The 19,461-nt window shown below is 41.3% G+C and carries 20 protein-coding genes and 4 pseudogenes; 7 read left to right on the forward strand and 17 right to left on the reverse strand.

Translation table 11 applies throughout. The annotated features are described in order from the left end of the window. From PROCOU_RS10180 to PROCOU_RS10190, 3 genes are all read left to right on the forward strand, one after another. A partial coding sequence (locus PROCOU_RS10180; protein WP_036072152.1) for a helix-turn-helix domain-containing protein occupies window positions 1-218 on the forward strand: 218 nt, incomplete at its 5' end. Window positions 219-253: 35 nt separating this feature from the next. After that, window positions 254-481 (forward strand): helix-turn-helix domain-containing protein, encoded by a 228-nt coding sequence (locus tag PROCOU_RS10185; protein WP_279625185.1) that lies wholly within the window; start codon window positions 254-256, stop codon window positions 479-481. Between the two features lie 463 nt (window positions 482-944). After that, window positions 945-1,460 (forward strand): hypothetical protein, encoded by a 516-nt coding sequence (locus tag PROCOU_RS10190; RefSeq protein WP_036072156.1) that lies wholly within the window; start codon window positions 945-947, stop codon window positions 1,458-1,460. Between the two features lie 237 nt (window positions 1,461-1,697). On the opposite strand, the pseudogene PROCOU_RS19345 reads toward PROCOU_RS10190, so the two are convergent. The 15 genes and pseudogenes from PROCOU_RS19345 to PROCOU_RS10255 form a co-directional block, all read right to left on the reverse strand. Further along, a pseudogene (locus PROCOU_RS19345) lies at window positions 1,698-1,931 on the reverse strand (NADPH-dependent FMN reductase); the annotation flags it as partial. 321 nt (window positions 1,932-2,252) lie between these two features. Next, window positions 2,253-3,254: a GTP 3',8-cyclase MoaA gene (moaA, locus tag PROCOU_RS10200; RefSeq protein ID WP_036072158.1), complete on the reverse strand. Its 1,002-nt coding sequence runs from the start codon at window positions 3,252-3,254 to the stop codon at window positions 2,253-2,255. 19 nt (window positions 3,255-3,273) lie between these two features. Then, window positions 3,274-3,754: pseudogene (moaC, locus tag PROCOU_RS10205) on the reverse strand (cyclic pyranopterin monophosphate synthase MoaC). An 18-nt stretch (window positions 3,755-3,772) separates the two neighbouring features. Further along, window positions 3,773-4,015, reverse strand: a complete 243-nt coding sequence (gene moaD / locus PROCOU_RS10210) for a molybdopterin converting factor subunit 1 (protein WP_036072160.1) — start codon at window positions 4,013-4,015, stop codon at window positions 3,773-3,775. Continuing rightward, a pseudogene (locus PROCOU_RS10215) lies at window positions 4,002-4,425 on the reverse strand (molybdenum cofactor biosynthesis protein MoaE). The gene moaD and the pseudogene PROCOU_RS10215 overlap by 14 nt, the downstream one beginning before the upstream one ends. After that, window positions 4,422-4,907, reverse strand: a complete 486-nt coding sequence (gene mobB / locus PROCOU_RS10220; RefSeq protein ID WP_036072162.1) for a molybdopterin-guanine dinucleotide biosynthesis protein B — start codon at window positions 4,905-4,907, stop codon at window positions 4,422-4,424. The pseudogene PROCOU_RS10215 and the gene mobB overlap by 4 nt, the downstream one beginning before the upstream one ends. Further along, the gene (locus tag PROCOU_RS10225; protein ID WP_036072164.1) at window positions 4,886-6,106 is read right to left on the reverse strand and encodes a molybdopterin molybdotransferase MoeA; all 1,221 of its coding nucleotides are present in this window, start codon (window positions 6,104-6,106) and stop codon (window positions 4,886-4,888) included. The genes mobB and PROCOU_RS10225 overlap by 22 nt, the downstream gene beginning before the upstream one ends. A gap of 88 nt (window positions 6,107-6,194) precedes the next feature. After that, a complete protein-coding gene (gene modA / locus PROCOU_RS10230) occupies window positions 6,195-6,953 on the reverse strand; it encodes a molybdate ABC transporter substrate-binding protein (protein ID WP_036072166.1) in 759 nt (252 codons plus the stop codon). 134 nt (window positions 6,954-7,087) lie between these two features. After that, window positions 7,088-8,264 (reverse strand): annotated as a pseudogene (locus tag PROCOU_RS10235) (nitrate/nitrite transporter). Window positions 8,265-8,446: 182 nt separating this feature from the next. Beyond that, window positions 8,447-9,115 carry a respiratory nitrate reductase subunit gamma gene (gene narI, locus PROCOU_RS10240; protein WP_036072168.1) on the reverse strand — a complete coding sequence of 223 codons (669 nt, stop codon included), beginning with the start codon at window positions 9,113-9,115 and terminating at the stop codon, window positions 8,447-8,449. Beyond that, window positions 9,105-9,281, reverse strand: a complete 177-nt coding sequence (locus PROCOU_RS18540; RefSeq protein ID WP_244266290.1) for a hypothetical protein — start codon at window positions 9,279-9,281, stop codon at window positions 9,105-9,107. Before PROCOU_RS18540 ends, narI begins: the two co-directional genes overlap by 11 nt. Continuing rightward, window positions 9,256-9,441, reverse strand: coding sequence for a hypothetical protein (locus tag PROCOU_RS18545; protein WP_244266291.1), 186 nt, complete (start codon window positions 9,439-9,441; stop codon window positions 9,256-9,258). The genes PROCOU_RS18540 and PROCOU_RS18545 overlap by 26 nt, the downstream gene beginning before the upstream one ends. Then, window positions 9,428-9,682: a hypothetical protein gene (locus tag PROCOU_RS18550; RefSeq protein WP_244266292.1), complete on the reverse strand. Its 255-nt coding sequence runs from the start codon at window positions 9,680-9,682 to the stop codon at window positions 9,428-9,430. The genes PROCOU_RS18545 and PROCOU_RS18550 overlap by 14 nt, the downstream gene beginning before the upstream one ends. Continuing rightward, on the reverse strand, window positions 9,675-11,270 hold the full coding sequence (gene narH, locus PROCOU_RS10250; RefSeq protein WP_036072170.1) for a nitrate reductase subunit beta: 1,596 nt from the start codon (window positions 11,268-11,270) through the stop codon (window positions 9,675-9,677). Before narH ends, PROCOU_RS18550 begins: the two co-directional genes overlap by 8 nt. Next, window positions 11,260-14,934 carry a nitrate reductase subunit alpha gene (locus PROCOU_RS10255; RefSeq protein ID WP_036072234.1) on the reverse strand — a complete coding sequence of 1,225 codons (3,675 nt, stop codon included), beginning with the start codon at window positions 14,932-14,934 and terminating at the stop codon, window positions 11,260-11,262. The genes narH and PROCOU_RS10255 overlap by 11 nt, the downstream gene beginning before the upstream one ends. 421 nt (window positions 14,935-15,355) lie before the next feature. On the opposite strand from PROCOU_RS10255, the gene PROCOU_RS10260 reads away from it, so the two are divergent. From PROCOU_RS10260 to PROCOU_RS10275, 4 genes are read left to right on the forward strand one after another with little or no spacing between them, the layout of a single operon-like run. Continuing rightward, on the forward strand, window positions 15,356-16,027 hold the full coding sequence (locus tag PROCOU_RS10260; RefSeq protein ID WP_036072172.1) for a molybdate ABC transporter permease subunit: 672 nt from the start codon (window positions 15,356-15,358) through the stop codon (window positions 16,025-16,027). Between the two features lie 55 nt (window positions 16,028-16,082). Further along, window positions 16,083-16,682 (forward strand): ATP-binding cassette domain-containing protein, encoded by a 600-nt coding sequence (locus PROCOU_RS10265; protein WP_051994341.1) that lies wholly within the window; start codon window positions 16,083-16,085, stop codon window positions 16,680-16,682. Continuing rightward, window positions 16,669-17,226, forward strand: coding sequence for a molybdenum cofactor guanylyltransferase (locus tag PROCOU_RS10270; RefSeq protein WP_159101214.1), 558 nt, complete (start codon window positions 16,669-16,671; stop codon window positions 17,224-17,226). The genes PROCOU_RS10265 and PROCOU_RS10270 overlap by 14 nt, the downstream gene beginning before the upstream one ends. A gap of 20 nt (window positions 17,227-17,246) precedes the next feature. Beyond that, the gene (locus tag PROCOU_RS10275; protein ID WP_036072176.1) at window positions 17,247-18,041 is read left to right on the forward strand and encodes a DUF817 domain-containing protein; all 795 of its coding nucleotides are present in this window, start codon (window positions 17,247-17,249) and stop codon (window positions 18,039-18,041) included. Window positions 18,042-18,232: 191 nt separating this feature from the next. Here PROCOU_RS10275 and PROCOU_RS10285 read toward each other — a convergent pair whose 3' ends face one another. Together PROCOU_RS10285 and PROCOU_RS10290 are read right to left on the reverse strand one after the other, a co-directional pair. Then, entirely contained in the window at window positions 18,233-18,682 is a 450-nt protein-coding gene (locus PROCOU_RS10285; RefSeq protein ID WP_036072180.1) for a DUF3997 domain-containing protein, read from the reverse strand. 422 nt (window positions 18,683-19,104) lie between these two features. Then, window positions 19,105-19,449 (reverse strand): PqqD family protein, encoded by a 345-nt coding sequence (locus PROCOU_RS10290; protein ID WP_036072182.1) that lies wholly within the window; start codon window positions 19,447-19,449, stop codon window positions 19,105-19,107. Window positions 19,450-19,461: the final 12 nt, after the last annotated feature.

A 19,461-nucleotide genomic window follows, 5' to 3' on the forward strand; every position in this document is an offset into this window, starting at 1 on the left:
TTAATACATGGAAAAAAATATTGAACAAATCTTCTTTTCGGAAGCTAAGTATACTCAACTTACTATTTTACTCCGATTCTTATATCGAAAAGCAGCAAATGTCAGATAAATTAGGCATCACTATAAAAACACTCAACAAAGATATCGATGAAATAAACCAGCTTTATGAAACGTTTTCCTTTCAAATTGCAGTGTACCAAAAAATTTATTATATTTAAAAAAGCATAATGATACTACCATAAATATTTCATTAATAAGCGCTTATATGACATATCATAGTGATATCTATAAAATAGCGAAATTAACATTTAGTGATACTCCTGAATTCGTCGAAAAAATTGCGGAGTCAGAATCTATTAGTATTTCCAACGCCTATTTAAAATTAGAAGAGTTCGATGCTATCCTGGCAGAGAATCGTTTATTTTTGGGGCGACAACCTCTAGAAATTTTAGGAAACGAAGTAAATATTCGATTTTTTTAATTTTCATCTATTTGAAAGAGCCTACCTTTTTTCAGGTTGGGATTTTCCAGGCATTCCTCTGGAGATAATAAATACATTTATAGAAAAAACAACACGTTTTCTTGGCATTTATCTGCCACCTGCCTCCAAAATTGACTATGCTATTGCGCTTGGTATAAGTCTCACTCGAATAAAGAATGGTCACTTTGCGCAACTATCTAAACAGAGTCTTTCCTTAATAAATGATTTTTCAAGTTTATACTATCTAGCTGCGATTGATTTTACTATTTTAGAAGAAGGGATAGGTCTAGAATTACCAGATACTGAGTGTTACTTATTACTATTGGCATGTTTTTTAACTCCGTTTACTTTTTTTGATAATGACATTATGTTCCGAATGCTCACCTACAACAAAAAATGGCGACCCGCAAGATATAATCTTGTTAATCAGTTAGTACAACTGATTGGAGGGAAAAATAAAAATTTGGAGGCCTTAAAAGCTGACCTTCTTAATTATTTTTCTAAGTTCACATTCATAGAACGAACCACCCATATTGTTGATATTGATTATTTCTCAAGAACAACTTATCCTGAATGGCTAGATAAGAACAAAATTCAACAGATTATTGATGAGGCATCACAAAATAAAGAACTCGAATTCATTAAAGATAATAAAGCTGTTATTCTTACCTACTTGTACGAGTTTATTAATGTCGCCACCTTATCAAAAACAATCTATAGCCCTATAAAAATTAAAGTTTTATCAAAAAAAGGACATCTGTGGGAGCAATTCATGAAATATGAGATTCGAAAATGTTTTCCTAAGGAACTTGTAGACTTTAGTGAGGATCTTTATTCATACGAACACTTAGAAGAGTATGACATAATCATTAGTGACTACCCACTCATATTATCCAATACAGTAGAGACTTTATTATGGAATATGCCTCCCACAAAGGGAGATCTGGACCGGCTCAAATCTATTGTTGATAACTTTTAATATCTCGAATCTACAATTGAAGTGCGACAGTATCGAACATGAAATAACAACGTGAACGCTTAGATATGTTTATACATCTTGCTCCTTCTATAACATATTCCCTTTATTGACCTTTTCTGGACGAAAGTCTCGCAGAATAGATGTCTTTTCTCTCCCAGACATGGTATCTTGCCACACATTCTAAATGCTGTATTTTTTATAAATAAAAAGGGCTGCAATCTATTTTATATCCATAGGTTACAGCCTTTTTAAAATTTTTTTAGCATTGTATATCAGCGTTTTGCTCTTCCTCCCCCTACTAAACGCTGCTTGAAAATCACCATAACTAACGTAACACATAATACTTACAGATTTAACGCGCCACTCATCGTATAGAAAATCCAATACATTTTTCAGAACTGCGGGATATCCCCAATTATATTGTGGAAAAACAAGGACGAATCCATCATATTCATTAATCACACGACTCCAAGCTTTCGTGTGCTACTGCTCATAATTATGATGTACTGGAATCTTTGGTTCATCTAAAAATGGAAGATTTACCTTAACAAGACCAATCAAATTAGATTTAGCAATTCATGTTACACCTCTTTCATTGCCCATTCTGCCACCGTGTGGCAAGCACGCATTGGACGAGTGCTCTCAATAATGAAGCCTATTATTGGTTTTTCTGTCATTTTATTCGCTCCTATACAAGAAAATCCGCACCTCCAAAAATGGGGATGCAGACCTTTCCTAATTTGCATGCAAAATATCTTATTTTTCTACGCCTAGAGTCTATACAAGAAGATACTATCCACCTATCTGGCTCATGCGTCGTGTCGTCGGTTTATGAGACTGCATTTCATCCTGCAAAGCAATCGCCATCTCGTGACTTTCTGGTTTATTATCAATAGATTTTTGCACGAGCGCCATTAATTTTTCTGGGTCATTGATGAACGGGCGAATATTCATTTCTTCATCCCAATAGAGACATGCTTTAATGTAGCCATCCGCAGTTAAGCGCAACCTGTTACAACTCGCGCAAAAATGAGAACTAACTGGGTGAATCAAGCCAAATGTGCCTTTCGCGCCTTCTAACCGATAGTTCTCCGATGGACCGTTGCCACGAATCGAGTCTACTGATTGATAGGAAAGTCCGGCCTCATCACATGCATCGAAAATTGTTTGTAATGATAAATACTGTTTTTTCCAACCATCACCAGCGTGACCAATCGGCATATATTCAATAAAACGGATGTTGATATCCTTATCTTTCGTAAACTGAAGAAAATCTAAAATTTCATCGTCATTCTGGCCTTTAATCAAAACAACATTCAGCTTAATCGGAAAAAAGCCGACTTCTTCTGCTTTCGCGATGCCGTCCAATACTTTTTGTAGCTTACCACCACGTGTAATTGTTTTGAAACGGTCTTCATGTAAGGAATCTAAGCTTATATTAACGCGTGTTAGCCCAGCTGCTTTCAAGGCTTCTGCTTTTTTGACAAGGTACATTGCATTCGTTGTTACTGCGATATCTTCAATTTCTGGAATAGCGCTGATGCCTGCAATAATGTCTACAATATCTGTTCGTAAAAGCGGCTCACCACCTGTAATTCGAACTTTTTTGATGCCAAAACCGACCATGATTTTCATAAAGTCAATAATTTCATCTTTGGATAAGACTTGTTCGTGAGGTAGGAATGTCATACCTTCATCAGGCATACAGTATACGCAGCGCAAATTACAACGATCTGTAACAGAAATGCGTATATAATCATGGACGCGTCCAAAGCGATCGGTTAATAATTGCATAATACCTGCCTCCTATTTATTATTTATCGAAACGGAATTTTCCGCTTTTACCTCCTGTTTTTTCAACAAGATGCGTGTTTTCAATGACTATTTTTTTTATCTATCGCTTTGCACATGTCGTAAACTGTTAATGCGGTCACAGTTACAGCAGTAAGAGCCTCCATCTCGACACCAGTTTTGCCGATAGTCACAACCTCTGCGATAATCGTTAGATGGTCTTTACCATCATCAGTAAACATGATATTCACTTTGGTCGTCATAATCGGGTGACACATTGGGATTAGTTCACTTGTTTTTTTCGTAGCCATAATTCCTGCTACTTGTGCAACAGCGAGTACATCACCTTTATCAATACGTCCATCTTTAATACGTGTCAAAGTCGCTTCTTCCATATGTAGCGTCGTTTGAGCAATAGCACGTCTTTGTGTTTCACTTTTCTTCGTTACATCTACCATGTGAGCACGCTGTTCCTCATTGAAGTGTGATAATTCATCCGTCATTTTATCGTCTCCTTCATCTCATCCTCCGCTTACTGGAGGGATTATCGCGATTTCTGAAACATCTGTCAATTGGTAATCATCTGCTTGGAACTCCATGTTGACCGCGATCATGCATTTGGCAACATCAGCTTCAATTGCTGGAATTTCCTTACTCACTAACTGTCTCACATCTGCAACAGTCTTGCAATCAGAAAGGTCGAAATTTATTTGAGAAAAGCCTGCTTTCTGGACAAGAAAAGCGAATAGTTTAATGGGCGTCATCTCGCTCACCTCCCCATCGAACACGATCCGTATCCATCTCTTCTTTCCAAATAGGTACCCGTTTTTTTTAGTTCCTCAATGATAAAACGTGAACCTTCATAGGAAGCGGCACGGTGAGGCGTTGCAACCCCAATGAATACAGCGATATCAGTCAACTGTAACTCGCCTAAACGGTGAATGACAATCACATCCGCATCATATTTCACTTCTACTTCATGCGCCAATTTCGACAGTTCCTTCATCGCCATTTCTTTGTATGCCGTGTAACGAATTGTCTGCGTCTGAATCTCGCCGGTCCATTCGCGAATCGTACCGACAAACATGTTCACAGCGCCGAACTTAGCATTCACTAACGCTTGGTATGACGAGCCTACATCAATCGGCTCATGCTGCAATCTAACATCTATCATTGTAAAAATTCCTCGATTATCTTTTGACATAGTGCTTCTTGTGCGGCTTGTGTGCCTACTTTCAAAATGTCAGCTGGAAGACTGTCATACAACGTTGCTATCGTATGGATTGCTGGCAGTGTTTTTAATGTTGCAATGTCCTCTGCATCTCGTACCATCACAATTTTTGGAAATGGCGCCTCCTTATAACCCTCGATTAGAATTACGTCCGTCATCGGCAAACTGGCAATCATATCTTTCAGTGTGATTCCTCGATCTACCATAATCGCGTGTTGGGATGCGGAGGATAGAGCGACAATATCTGCGCCACTTTCGCGAAAGGAATAGGAATCAGTATCTGGGTGATCGATTGCGAACGCATGAGCATCATGTTTAATAACAGCAACCGTATAATCCTTCATTTTTAACTGTTGCACAAAACAGTTTGTAAGCGTTGTTTTGCCACTTTTTTTGAATCCTGTTATTTGGAAGATAAGCGCCATATCTCAATCTCCTCTCCTTTATATTTGCCCGTTTTGCCACTCGGTATTCTGATAAGGCATTCCGTTAAGTGTAAATTGCCAAGCGCACTCGACATGTCGCTACCGACTGGAACCGCGATGAGTTCGCTTCCTTCGTATAGCAATTGCCCACGTAGAAAACGATCGTAAGCATTATTTTTCGAATAATCCGCCCCCATTTTTGCCCGTTGAAAAGTAAACTGGGTTTCGATATCTCCGCTCATTTTGGCAAGGATTGGTGCAATTAGCAAATGGAATGCGGTGAAACATGCGCCGGGATTACCGGAAAGAGCTGCAACTAGTGTGTTTTCATAGCGCATCGCTGTCGTGACGCTTCCTGGTCGCATTTGAATTTTATTATAGAGAAGTTCGGCATCTTCTTTTGCAATGATTGCCATAAAATCGAAGTCTCCGACAGAAACTCCGCCTGTTGTGAGGATTAGATCTGCTTGTTTGGCAAGGTCGGTGAGCCGTTTTTTTGTTAACGCTAAATCATCCTCTATTTGTTCTATTGCAATGACTTGTGCGCCTGCATCTTTTGCTAAAGCCGCCAACATAAGGTGGTTACTATTGAAGATTTTACCGTCTGGGAGAGACTCTCCAGGTTGGATAAGTTCGGAGCCTGTGGATAAAATTGCGACACGTGGCTTGCGGAAAACTGTCACATTTGGAATGCCGAATGCGGCAAGTAAACTGATAGAGCCAGGATTCAAGTGATGATGTGCTTGGAGTAGCGTAGCGCCTACTTCAAACTCTTCGCCGCGCTCTGTAATATTTGTATTTTTGTGCGTATTAATGAGTGTAATCGTTGCTGGATTATCCGTTTCACGTGATTGCTCCAACATAATAACTTTACCAGCATTCTCTGGAACTTTGGCACCTGTCATAATTCGCACCGTCTCATTTTCCTGTAAGTCATGATTATAGGTAGCACCACACGGCACGTCTGCCACAACTTGAAAAGTTCGCGGATAGTCCGTATCATCTTCCGCCCGAATCGCAAAACCGTCATAGCCTGAACGCCTAAAATATGGCATTGCCATCGCTGCTTTTACTTCCTGCGCTAGAATCCGACCATTTGCGTCTGTGATTGCAAGCTCTTCTACACCAAGCATGACAGCGTTCTCCATTAATCGCTTTTGTGCTTCCTCTATTCGAATTGCTACTCGTCTATCCAACATGCCAGACACTTTCCTTTCTCGCAAAATTCAACTAGTTCCACTATACATCAATCCTTGTGAAAATAACAGTGTAAGCGCTCACTTGTAATTATTTTACCTCACCAAATCCATACTTCTTTAAAATACGCTGCGCTTGATTTCCTTTCATGTACTCCATAAATTGAGATGTCTCATCAGCCATATCAGAATCTTTAATCACTGCTGCATAATAACCAATCGGATTATACAGTGCACTATCAATTTTATATGCTGTTTGCACTTTTTTCGAAATCATTGCATCTGTTTTATAAACAAATCCAATATCTGCATTGCCTGATTCCACATACGCAAGGACTTGTCGAACGTCACTTGCCTTCACGAATCGTGATTTTACGCTGTCCATTAACTGCTCTTTCATTAAAAATTCCACTGCATATTTTCCAGCTGGAACAGAGTTCGGATCACCGATAGCAATCACATGGGCCTTTGCTAATTCTTCCTTAATATTATTAGTTGGAATACTCTTATTCGGCATCACAGCCACCAAGGTATTTGACGCAATTTGTTGCTTATTGCCAACTAATTTTTTATCCATCAATGTATCCATATCCGTCACGCTTGCCAATACAACACCATCAATTGGTGCTCCATTAACCACACGCTCACGTATCTGCCCTGAACCAGCAAAGTCAAATTCCAATTTCACATGATTATGACTCTTCTCATACAAAGGCTTCACGTCATCCATTACGTCCTTCAAACTCGCCGCCACGGAAATATGTATTGTTTGCGTTTCCTGTGTGCCACATCCAGCCAAAATAGCCAGTAACACAACAAAAACTAAACTACTTGCCATCCATTTTTTCATCAAATTCCCCCACTTCAATCTATCCCTATTGTACGGAATTTCTTTAAAAAAAGACAGTGAAATAGTTTCACTGTCTCAGACTGTAGAAAAACTATTTCACCTGATTTTTCACCAAACTTCAGCATGTCGACAAATCATGTTGTTACAACTGGTTTCCGTAGATAAACAGCCCAAACTGTTATAAGACAAACGAACGCAAACACGCCAAGTAAAATAAATCCGAGCGCATAAGAACCTGTATTTTGTTTAATAATACCGAGTAGAAGGGGCGGGAAAAAGCCACCAAGTCCACCAGCAGCACCAACAAATCCCGTTACTGCTCCTGTATTTCCTTTTGAAACCATCGGTACCATTTTGAAGATAATCCCGTTTCCAAGTCCCACGATAAGTGCTGTAATGAAGATAAGCGTTGTGAACAAGCCGTATTGTGTCAGCGAAAAAGCAATCAAGAACGCCAGCACAGCAACCATCGCAAAACCTGTTGTCAGCAATTTTGTCGGGTTCAGCCTATCCGCTAGAATGCCGCCAACAGGGCGCATGAACGTTGCAGTTGCTGCGAAACCAGCAGAGAATAATCCAGCATTTACGGCACCAATCGAGAACTGATCTCCCATGAAAGCTGGTAAATAATTGCTAAGCGCCACAAAAGAACCAAATGTAAGGAAGTAGAACAAAGATAAGTACCATGTATTTTTATCCTTAACGACCGATAAAGATTGCTTCAATGTTTTCTTCTCTTCTGGAAGCTTCATCTCTTTGGCAAAGATAGCAAAGATAGCGACAATAATCACAATCGCAATCATCAAGGAATAGTAAATCCAATCGAATCCCCAATTCGCATTAATACGCGGAATTATAAGACCTGCTAAAGCATTACCTATATTCCCCATTCCGGCGATACCTAAAATTAAGCCTTGCTTTTCAGCTGGAAAAAATGTAGAAACGTAGGAAATTGCGATAGCAAATGTTGTTCCTGCCATACCGATGAAAAATGCGCAGGTTATTAAGTAAACATAGGAGCTAGCGAATGGAATTAAAACTAGCGGAATCAATGTAAATAGCATCGTAATGATATATATTTTTTTTACCACCGTACCGATCGCTCAAAATCCCCATTGGAATTCGCATAATCGAACCTAGAAGTACCGGTGTGGCAATAAGTAAACTTTTTTGCGAATCAGACAAACCAAATTCCGTAGCAATCTGATTGGAAACTGGCGATAAAGAAGCCCAGACCATAAATGAAATCGCCATCGCAACCGTGGCAATAGTAAGTGCGATATACGCATCTTTTTTCGATGTGTGTTGCATTTTTATTTCTCCCTTCCGTTTAGAACCTCAATATGCATGTGAACGAAGTGAACATGTAATCCATGTACTGCGCCTCCCAAGCCAGCCCTTCGAAAATTTCGTGGCCTCCGTAAAAGTCAAAGGAGGACTTTTACTGCGCCTCCTAACATTTTTTTCAGGGCTAAACGGGCTTCTTCGGCTTTTCATTTTCGATAAATAATATAGCTCCTCTTCAAATATGACAATGGAACGCTCCATGCATGTACCAATCTTGTATATGGGAACAACGCAAAAATGATAAAAGCGCTAATAATATGCAACTGGAAAAACACCGGCACATTCGCCATTAAACTCGCATCTGGCTGGAAAATAAACAATTGCCTAAACCAAATAGCAATCGATTCCCGGTAATCAAATCCAGGATTCGCTGGATTGGCGAATAACGTACTCGCCATTCCAAGAAACAGCGTCAACAGCAAGGTCACATTTACGATGATATCCATAATCGAGCTCGTCATTCGCACGCGATCATTTGACAGTCTCCGGAACGTCAATAAAAACATCCCTACAAACGCCATAATCCCGAACACGCTACCAATCCCGACAGCAACTAAATGATACATATGCTCACTAATCCCAATTGAAGTCGTCCAACTTTTGGGAATGACTAATCCGATAAAATGACCGCCAACAACAAAAATAATACCGACATGGAACAAAATACTCCCAATCATTAATTGTCTCTTTTCAATCATTTCCGAAGACTTCGAGGTCACTGTAAAATGGTCATAACGATAGCGGAAAATATGACCGAACACAAAACTTGCCAAAACAAGATAGGGCAAAACAACCCATAAAAAATTATTCCACATGTTGCTTCTCCTCTCCCTGCTTCACACAAACACGCAATTCATTTCGCATTGCCTCAATCACATAACGGTACGGATTCCCAGCTGCTTCAAGCGCTTGGAGCAAATGATACGAACCATCCTCAATAACACCAATCAAAAGCTCAAATGCTCTCTCCAGAACGCTCATCCATATACCAATCGCCCGCATCAATAAACTCGAGCATCAGTGGCAAATAATCTGTTAACTCAGCATCATCTGGCAATAAACCGAACATCTCATATAGCACTTTCAGCTTCGCCAGCATCTGCCCACGTTCCCGCGCATCCTCAAATTTATAGAAAGTCATGTAAAGCGTTGTTTTTTTTATTAAAATCAAATGTATCCACATATGTCTCCGTTATCTGCCCAAATGTCAACGTCGAAATTTCCTCCCAAAACGCCGTAATTAAATCTAGCGTTTTAGGATTCTTAAATGTTTCTAAAAGCAAAAATCGATCATTAATAAAGCGTTTCTCTGGATACGATAGCACCGCCGAAAGAGCACCAAAAACAGCACGTTTTTCGTCTAGTAAGGCATAATTAATCACGCCAAATCCCCCCATAAAAACTTTCTTCATACATGTCTTGCGTCGATTTTGACGGTTGTTGCGTACTACTTCCCATCGGCATTGGTGTATTGGTCACATCTGGATTATTAATCTGGTCCGCTAAGCTACAACCACCACAAACATCCTCAGAAAAGCCGGATGAGCCTTGCGCTTTATACGTATCAATGTATTCCTCTTTATGGCTCGCAGGGATTACAAAACGGTCCTCATATTTGGCAATCGCCAGCAAGCGGTACATCTTCTTAACTTCTTGCTCTGTCATACCAACCCGCGCCAATTTCTCTGTATCAAAATCCTTACCAGAGCTCACCGCTCGCATATACATCCGCATCATCGCCATTTTTTGTAGCGATGTCTTAATCACATCTGTATTCCCAGCCGTCAGCAAACTCGCCAAGTAATCGACAGGAATCCGCATTTCGTCAATCGCTGGAAAAATCATATCTGGATTATTAATCGAATCTTTCCCTTCAAAATAATTCATGATTGGTGAAAGTGGTGGCACGTACCAAACCATTGGCATTGTACGGTATTCTGGATGTAGCGGAAACGCAATCTTATATTCCTTCGCCATTTTGTAAATTGGTGAGTTTTGCGCCGCTTTAATCCAATCTTCTTTAATTCCATCTTTACGCGCCTGCTCAATTACTGCTGGGTCATGCGGATCAAGGAACAAGTCCAGTTGCTTCTCATACAACTCTTTTTCATCCTCCACCGAAGCCGCCTCCTTCACACCGTCCGCATCATAGAGCATCACGCCAAGATAGCGAATCCGACCTGTACACGTCTCTGAACAAACCGTTGGCAAACCAGCCTCGATACGAGGAAAACAGAAGGTACATTTTTCGGCCTTATTCGTTTTCCAGTTAAAGTAAACCTTTTTATAGGGACAACCAGTCATACAATAACGCCAGCCACGACACGCTTCCTGATCGACAAGCACAATCCCGTCCTCATCACGTTTGTACATCGCACCGCTTGGACAAGATGCCACACAAGATGGATTCAAACAATGTTCACATAAACGAGGCAAATACATCATAAACGCCGTCTCAAAATTCGTTTTTATCTCCGTTTCAATATTTTTCATGTTCGGATCAAGCGGCATCGTCGTTGGAGCACCCGCCAAATCATCCTCCCAGTTTGGACCCCATTCGATTTCCATATCTTTTCCTGTGATTACAGATTTTGGACGAGCAACTGGCTGATTTTTCTTCTCTTTCGGTGTGAAAAGCGTATCGTAATTATATGTCCACGGTTCGTAATAATCCTTTAACTCTGGCATATCTGGATTGTAGAAAATTTTCCCAAGCATAACCTTATTCCACTTCGAGCCAGCTGCAAGCTCCAATTTTCCTTTCTTCAGTTTCCAGCCGCCTTTGTAGCGCTCTTGGTCTTCCCATTGTTTCGGATAACCAATACCTGGCTTCGTTTCCACGTTATTAAACCAAACATATTCAGCACCAGGGCGGTTTGTCCACGTATTTTTACATGTCACACTACACGTATGGCAACCGATGCATTTGTCTAAATTCATTACCATTCCAACTTGCGCTTTAATCTTCAAGCCAATTCACCTCATTCAGTTTCCGGACCGCAACATAGAGATCTCGCTGATTTCCAATTGGTCCATAATAGTTAAAGCCGTAGCTAAGCTGTGCATAACCGCCAACCATTTGTGTTGGTTTCACGTGGATTTTCGTCGGCGCATTATGACTACCACCGCGTGTCCCCGTAATCGAAGTTCCTGGAACGTTGATATGACGGTCTTGCGCGTGATACATGTACATCGTTCCTTTTGGCATTCTATGACTAACGACCGCACGTGCCGTTACCACACCATTTCGGTTGTAAACTTCCAACCAATCGTTATCTTTAATTTTGCCAGCCTCAGCGTCTTCATGATTAATCCACACATTCGGACCACCGCGGAAAAGCGTCAACATGTGCTGATTGTCTTGATACATACTATGAATATTCCATTTACCATGTGGTGTCAAATAGCGCAAAACAATCGTATCTGGTGTCTCAACAATCTCTTTATCACGGGGTGCAAAAACTTGTGGAGGTAACGTCGGCTTGTAAACCGGAAGCGCCTCCCCGTATTGTAAAAACATCTCATGATCAATGTAAAAATGTTGTCGCCCAGTCAGCGTACGAAACGGAACTAAATGTTCAATGTTCGTCGTAAACGGCGAGTAACGCTTGCCATCTGTGTTCGACCCTGTAAATACTGGCGTTGGAATTACTTCTCGTGGTTGTGACGTAATGCTCTGGAATGTAATTCGCTCTGCCTCGCGCGGCTTCGCCAGATGACTTAGCTCCATTCCTGTCGCATCTTCTGCCACTTCCCAAGCACGGACCGCCACTTTTCCATTTGTAGCACTAGAAATATGCAAAATCGCATTCGCTGCTTGTCTTTCATTTTCCATAATTGGCATCCCGTCTTTAATCGAATCGTCCTCATAAATCCCATTGATGCCTTTTATTTCTTCATACTCATTTGCAACCGGGAACTGTGTCCCATGTGCGCCGACCTTGCCCGTTCCAACATTTGGACCCAGCGTAATAAATTTATCGTAAATCTGTGTATAATCACGCTCTACAAATTGGAAATGTGGCATCGTTTTACCTGGAATTGCCTCAATTTCACCTTTTTTCCAATCCTTGATTTCACCATAAGGTTGTGATATTTCCATTTGCGTATCATGATTCAGCGGCAACATAATCACATCACGCTGTACCTCATGCAAATGATCTTTCGCCATCTCAGAAAACGCATGACTCAAATCTTTGAAAATGTTCCAATCCGATTTCGACTCCCAAAGCGGACTAATCGCTGGGTTAAATGGATGCACAAAGGGATGCATATCTGTACTCGAAATATCCGTCTTCTCATACCACGTTGCAGCAGGAAACACTACATCCGAATAAATTGGCGTCGCCGTCATCCTAAAATCAAGCGTCACCATCAAATCTAGTTTTCCTTCTGCCTCCTCATCACGCCATACCATTTCCTCGGGCTTAAACTCATCGTTTGGCGTTGACAATAGATTATTCGTCGTTCCAAACAAATGCTTCATAAAATACTCTTGTCCTTTTCCACTAGAAGAAACAAGATTTGAACGCCACACAAAAAGGCCACGTGGGAAATTCACAGGGTTACCTGGGTCTTCCACTGCAAACTGCAATTTCTCCGACTTCAAATCATCAACAATTCCTGACACGATTTCCGCATCCGATTTGTCCTTATTTTCCGCCGCAAAGAGCAAACTATTCTTGTTAAACTGCGGATAAGAAGGCAGCCAGCCAAGGCGCGCCGCCAGTACATTATAATCTGCCGCGTGTTTATAGCTCATTTTTTTGGCTAGAGGTGATTTCAAAGCATCCGTATCCATTTCTTCATAACGCCATTGATCCGTGGCAAAATACCAGAAACTCGTTGCATTCTGTTGTCTCACTGCGCCTTGCCAATCCTTCGCAAAAGCCACTGTTTGCCAGCCTTCGATGGGACGACATTTCTCCTGACCAACATAATGCGCCCAGCCTCCGCCGTTCACACCTTGAGAAGCAGTCAAAATTACTAAGTTCAAAATCGAGCGGTAAATCGTGTCACTATTAAACCAGTGATTAATACCTGCACCCATAATAATCATCGAGCGACCGCCAGTATCAATCGCATTCTGTGCAAATTCCCGCGCAATCTGCGTCACGATATCTGCCTTCACACCCGTAACCGACTCCTGCCAAGCAGGTGTATATAAACTTTCCGCATCATCTAAACCACGCGCTGCCAGTTGATCTCCGTCATGTCGCGCCACACCATATTGACTTAGCATCACATCATAAACCGTTGCTACTAAGCGCTTCGAACCATCAGCAAGCGTAATTTCGCGAACAGGCAATTCCCGTTCAAAAATACCATTCCCATTGTTATCAAAGTAAGGAAACGCAACCGTATCGATTCTATCCAAACCAACCGTCATCGCAGGCACAATCATCGATCCATCCTCGCGTTCAAGCGACAAGTTCCATTTTACGCCCTCTTCCCAACGCTGCCCCATCGTCCCATTTGGAACCACAATATCCCCCGTTGTCTCATCAATCAAGCACGTTTTCCAATCCGCATGCGTCGCTTTTTCCAACCCTGCATACAAATCATCCTCACGTAGGAACCGCCCCGGCGTCAAGCCCTTATCTGTCTCATCAAGCAGCAGCAAAAACGGTAAATCAGTAAACTGTTTCGCGTAATCCATGAACAGCGGCTCCGCACGTTCCACATAAAATTCCTTCAAAATAACATGCGTCATCGCTTGTGCAAGTGCAGCATCCGTCCCAGGATTCGGTGCTAGCCAGTTATCCGCAAACTTCACGTTCTCCGCATAGTCTGGTGCTACCGCAACCACCTTCGTCCCCTTATAACGAACTTCCGTCATGAAATGCGCATCTGGTGTCCGAGTAAGTGGCACATTTGACCCCCACATCATGATATAACCTGCGTTATACCAATCACTAGACTCTGGCACATCTGTTTGCTCACCCCAAATTTGTGGAGAAGCAGGCGGTAAATCCGCATACCAATCATAAAAGCTCAACATTTCACCACCGAGCAATGTCAAGAAGCGCGAGCCAGCTGCATAGCTAATCATCGACATCGCAGGAATCGGCGTAAACCCAGCCAAACGATCCGGTCCATATTTCTTAATCGTATAAATCAACATCGCTGCAACCATATAATACGCTTCTTGCCACGACACCCTGATTTGTCCGCCCTTCCCACGCGCACCCTTGTAGCTCTCTGCCTTCTCGGGGTCTTCCACGATACTCGCCCAAGCTTTAATTGGATCGCCATATTGCTTCAATGCATTTTGCCATAGGCGCCACAGTTTCCCGCGCACATAAGGATATTTCACACGTAATGGGCTATACTCATACCACGAAAAACTCGCACCACGCGGACAGCCACGAGGCTCAAATTCCGGCATATCCGGCCCACAACTTGGGTAATCTGTCGCCTGATTTTCCCACGTAATAATCCCGTTCTTCACGAAAACCTGCCAACTGCACGAACCAGTACAATTAACACCATGCGTCGTACGAACCACTTTGTCATGACTCCAACGATCTCGATACATCTTCTCCCAAGCACGGCTTTTCTCCTCCATTACCGTCCAGTTTCCATTAAATTTCTCCGTCCGTTTAAAGAATCGTAAACCTTTCTTCCTCACTATGTACCACCTCATTTTGTTATTTTATTCACAAAGAAAATCAGTAAAATTGCTATTTAATTTGATGGTACAACTTCTATCGTTTTCACGCATCGGGAAAATCCCTATATTTTTTATATTTGATATTACATCACGCAACAAGTCTCTTTTGACGACAATTTTAAATAGTGCTATAATTGCATTGGAAAGAGAGCCATACTAAGCGCATGACTCTTTTTAAGAGTAGAATCTGTTAAGGTGGTAGCTCGTGTTAATTAAATAATTCCTTTATAACCATCTATTGCTCTATTAAAGTGAATAGATGGTTATTCTCTGTCTGTTGCATTGTCCGATTAAATATGCAATAAGCTTCCTAAATCGAGCGTACGAACCACTCTTGTACATGTGTTTAATCAACAATACATAAAAATTTGGAGGTTTATTCATGCTCACACCAGTTCTACACTCACTTATAGTAGCATTTGTATCCACGTTTATCGCTTTTATTATCATGCTTCCACTAAGCTACTATTTCACAAATCGTAAATCACGCTTCCAACTAATTACAGAGGTTATTATTCTCCTGCCACTCGTTCTACCGCCAACAGTCGTAGGTCTCATTCTGCTCAGCTTGTTCGGTAAAAACGATCTAATCGGTGCTTTTTTATGGAATAACTTCAATTTCAGTTTCATCTTCACATTAGCCGGTGCAATTATCGCAACAACGATTATCATCCTACCAATCATGTACCAAGGATTAAAAAGTGCGTTTCTTTCTATTGATCATGACCTCGTTTGGGCTGCAAAAACTTTATCCGCAAACGCTCGAACTATCTTTATAAAAATCATCTTACCAAATTGTTGGCAACCAATTCTAGCAGGAATCTTACTCAGCTTTTGCCGAGCGATGGGTGAGTTTGGGGCTAGCCTCATGATTGCCGGTTACATCGAGGGGAAAACGGATACTATCGCCTCTAGTATATTTTTCATGGTACAGCAAGGTGACATGCTCACTGCCATTTATTTGGGCCTTATCAACGCTGTCATCGGTATTATCGCGCTGCTAGTTATTCACATCCTGACAGTGCGCCAAACTAACTTAACGAGAGGAATGTGACTCATGGGACTGCGTTTAAAATTTAAAAAAGAAACTACCATTTCACGATCTCGATATTAATCACGATTTTATAACTCCAGTCACAGCTATCATGGGGGCGAGCGGTTCCGGCAAATCGACACTATTCCAATGTATCAGCGGTTTAAAAACAATCGATGAAGGCATTATCGAATTTGGCAACACCGCTTGGGACGACACATACAGCGATATAACCGTCCCAACTGCCGCTCGCAAAGTCGGCTATCTCTTCCAAAATCTAGCCCTATTCCCAAATATGAACGTTTTTCAAAATATCGCATTCGGCCTGACTGTCCATAAAAAAAATCGCATCGAAATCGAACAAAAAGTCCGTAAAATTAGTGATTACCTAAAGATTTCCCATCTTTTGTTTTCCTCCGTCCAAAAATTATCTGGTGGTGAAAAGCAGCGTGTAGCAATGGCTCGGGCAGTGATTATTAACCCCAATTTACTCCTCCTTGACGAACCTTTCAACGGTTTAGATGAAGACACTCGTAACATCTGCATCGAACTCGTTGGTCAGATGGCGCGTGATTTTGAGATTCCTGTCATTTTTGTTACCCATTACCACCAGGAAGCCGCCTCTCTCACAGGAGAAATTCTAAAACTAAAGGATGGTCGTCTTGTCAAAAACTAAGAAAATCGCAGGAATTGTACTTGCAGGTGGAAATTCCAGAAGATTCGGTGAGGATAAAGCTTTGTATAGAAAGACATCTGATGCACAAACTTGGGTAGAACAAACTGCTAATAAAATACTTCCAGTTGTCGATCATGTATTCATCGTAACTAACAGAGGGCTGTTCACGAGCATTGATTCTCTATTCAATGACAGCAACATAACTGTGCTATCAGACCAAGAACCATTCCTTGATAAAGGGCCACTTGGCGGTATTTACGCGGTCATGAGCAATACAAAATACGAATATTACCTCCTAACGCCGACTGACACACCACAAATCACAACAGCCATTTTTGCGGAGCTTATCCATCAGGGAAATGCCTATGCTGCAACTGAAAATGCTGAACATTATCTCACAGCTTGCATCCCCTACTGCAAAAACGAAACCCAAGCCTTGCTAAATAGCGGTAACCTTCGTATCCGTCAACTTTTGCAGACAATCAACACTCAAAAATACATGTTTCCAAACGAATCCCCATTCCAAAATGAAAACTACAAATAACCATCTTCAGGAGGTACTAGATGCGATTTCTATCCCTACTCTGGCAATTCACATGGACACAAATACTTTGTTGTATTTTCCCAGCTATCATTTTTCTCTCACTCGCTCTTTCTAAATATATCAACATTTCCCTTATTCCAAGGTACGACATATTGCTCGTCATCTGCATCATCGCACAAATGCTTTTGATTAAATTCGGTTTAGAAACGTGGGACGAGCTCAAAGTCATCATGCTTTTTCACGTCATCGGTCTTGTTCTTGAAATCTATAAAATCCAGATGGGCTCATGGGCTTACCCAGAAGATGCCTATACAAAAGTTTTTGGCGTCCCACTATATAGCGGTTTCATGTATTCGAGCGTCGCCAGCTATATTTGTCAAGCTTGGAAACGCTTCGATCTCAATGTCAAAAACTGGCCCAAGAGTGGCTATGTTATCACGCTCTGCGCTGCGATTTACCTTAACTTTTTCACGCATCATTACATCTGGGACTTTCGCTACATACTCATTATCGCCGTCCTAATCCTCTTTCTGCGCACTGTCGTATCATTCACTGTTGGCGACAGACGCTTAAAAATGCCATTATCTCTATCCTTCTTGCTCATCGCGTTCTTCATCTGGGTTGCAGAAAACATCGCCAGCTTCTTCGGTGCTTGGTATTATCCCAATCAAGAAGTTACCTGGCAACTCGTGGGATTCGGCAAAATTACTAGCTGGTACTTGCTGATAATCATCAGCGTTATGATTATCGCTGAACTGAAATTCCTCAAGGAAGAGAGGCAAGGAGACAGCAAAAAGCCACCGATTCGATATTGATTCGATGGCTTTTTGCTCATTCTATTGATATTTTTCCGCTTTTGCACATACTTATTAATGAAAAATATACCCTAAACATGGCCACGAAAATAATAATTTGATACAAATATGGAAAACCGTAATTCGGAGCTAAGATCGCAACACCAACGAAGCAGGCAACGTTACAGCCCCGTACGTTTAGCCAAACCTTTTTAGTCATGCCTCCGCTCCTCCCTCTTTATCCGCTTTTCATAAGGAATCAGTTCTAAACCAATTCCCTTTTGCTCCTTAAATTCCGTAAACGCCTCCAGGTCAAATGGTCCAAAAGGCTTTTCCCTCTTCAAATCAAAAAGCCAATACTGCGGATTGCGATGCTTCAAACGACTCGCCCCCGTTTCCTCCGTGTCCTCTGATTTAGCAATTAAATACGTCTCATCCCAATCTAACGCTACAATATTCCCAATCGGTTCTTCTGTATCATCTTTGACAACTTTAAAAACATTATCCATAGCACCATCAGGATATCTTCGTACAAAATCATGTTCCATCGTGTTAATCGCTACAATTTGATACTTATCATTCACATCAATCTCATAATCACCGGCACCAGAACAAGCCGCCAGCGTCAATATACTCAAACTACCAAACAATTTCTTTATCATCTAAACCACTCTTCCTGCGATTCCTTGCGTAATATATTCCATCTCACCATATCATATTCCGTAGCGTTACAACAAAAAATAAAGGTATATTAGGTGACATTCATCGGAATAGCAACACTCCCACGAGGTATTCTCCTACGCTTTTAAAAGAATACGGTGCTTTGTTGGGTGATTACAGTAATATCCGTTTTATTAGCGTGAATTCTCTCTAATAGGCTAAGTTACTGTACTACAAAAGATAACTCTATGACACCTTACTTATTAGATTTTAACACTTCGATTGCCTTTTCACTCATTCGTCTTTGGCAACTATAGCAAAGATATTTATCTCCAAATACACTAGTTAATCCAAGAATATCATCTGTTAAATAAGGGCATAAAAAAGGAGCGAAGACCAAAATACTGACCTCCGCTACTCCTCTTCATCCTCGTTTCCACTTCAACCAACTGTACGAATCCATAATCTGCAAAAATCGGACCAATCTTGATAAACTCATCCCATCCTCATTCCCAAATGTTCGCGAAAATCGCTCCTCCATCTCTGGAATTGTCGTCTTCCCGTCCATTTGCGTAAGAATAAAATAACCATGCTCATCCAACTTAATTCGCCGCTCTGTTGGTTGTTTCAAAAGCTTCGTCGCCACGCGCTCCAACCAAGCAGAGCGCGGTACAATCAAATACTTCTCTTTATCTATAACTTCCAAAGCTAGATTATCTTTCAAAATCGGAATTTCTTCCAACATATTTCGCCGTTCTTTTTTTCGCATATTCAGCACCTC

The sequence above is a fragment of the Listeria rocourtiae FSL F6-920 genome (assembly GCF_000525975.1).
Classification (GTDB): Bacteria; Bacillota; Bacilli; order Lactobacillales; family Listeriaceae; genus Listeria_A; species Listeria_A rocourtiae.

Bases quoted from the DNA above. Each gene is read 5' to 3' on its own strand.
- moaA (WP_036072158.1), bottom strand. From the start codon at position 3,254: ATGCAATTATTAACCGATCGCTTTGGACGCGTCCATGATTATATACGC.
- moaD (WP_036072160.1), bottom strand. From the start codon at position 4,015: ATGACGCCCATTAAACTATTCGCTTTTCTTGTCCAGAAAGCAGGCTTT.
- mobB (WP_036072162.1), bottom strand. From the start codon at position 4,907: ATGGCGCTTATCTTCCAAATAACAGGATTCAAAAAAAGTGGCAAAACA.
- PROCOU_RS10225 (WP_036072164.1), bottom strand. From the start codon at position 6,106: ATGTTGGATAGACGAGTAGCAATTCGAATAGAGGAAGCACAAAAGCGA.
- modA (WP_036072166.1), bottom strand. From the start codon at position 6,953: ATGAAAAAATGGATGGCAAGTAGTTTAGTTTTTGTTGTGTTACTGGCT.
- narI (WP_036072168.1), bottom strand. From the start codon at position 9,115: ATGTGGAATAATTTTTTATGGGTTGTTTTGCCCTATCTTGTTTTGGCA.
- PROCOU_RS18540 (WP_244266290.1), bottom strand. From the start codon at position 9,281: ATGAGCGTTCTGGAGAGAGCATTTGAGCTTTTGATTGGTGTTATTGAG.
- PROCOU_RS18545 (WP_244266291.1), bottom strand. From the start codon at position 9,441: ATGACTTTCTATAAATTTGAGGATGCGCGGGAACGTGGGCAGATGCTG.
- PROCOU_RS10260 (WP_036072172.1), top strand. From the start codon at position 15,356: ATGCTCACACCAGTTCTACACTCACTTATAGTAGCATTTGTATCCACG.
- PROCOU_RS10275 (WP_036072176.1), top strand. From the start codon at position 17,247: ATGCGATTTCTATCCCTACTCTGGCAATTCACATGGACACAAATACTT.
- PROCOU_RS10285 (WP_036072180.1), bottom strand. From the start codon at position 18,682: ATGATAAAGAAATTGTTTGGTAGTTTGAGTATATTGACGCTGGCGGCT.
- PROCOU_RS10290 (WP_036072182.1), bottom strand. From the start codon at position 19,449: ATGCGAAAAAAAGAACGGCGAAATATGTTGGAAGAAATTCCGATTTTG.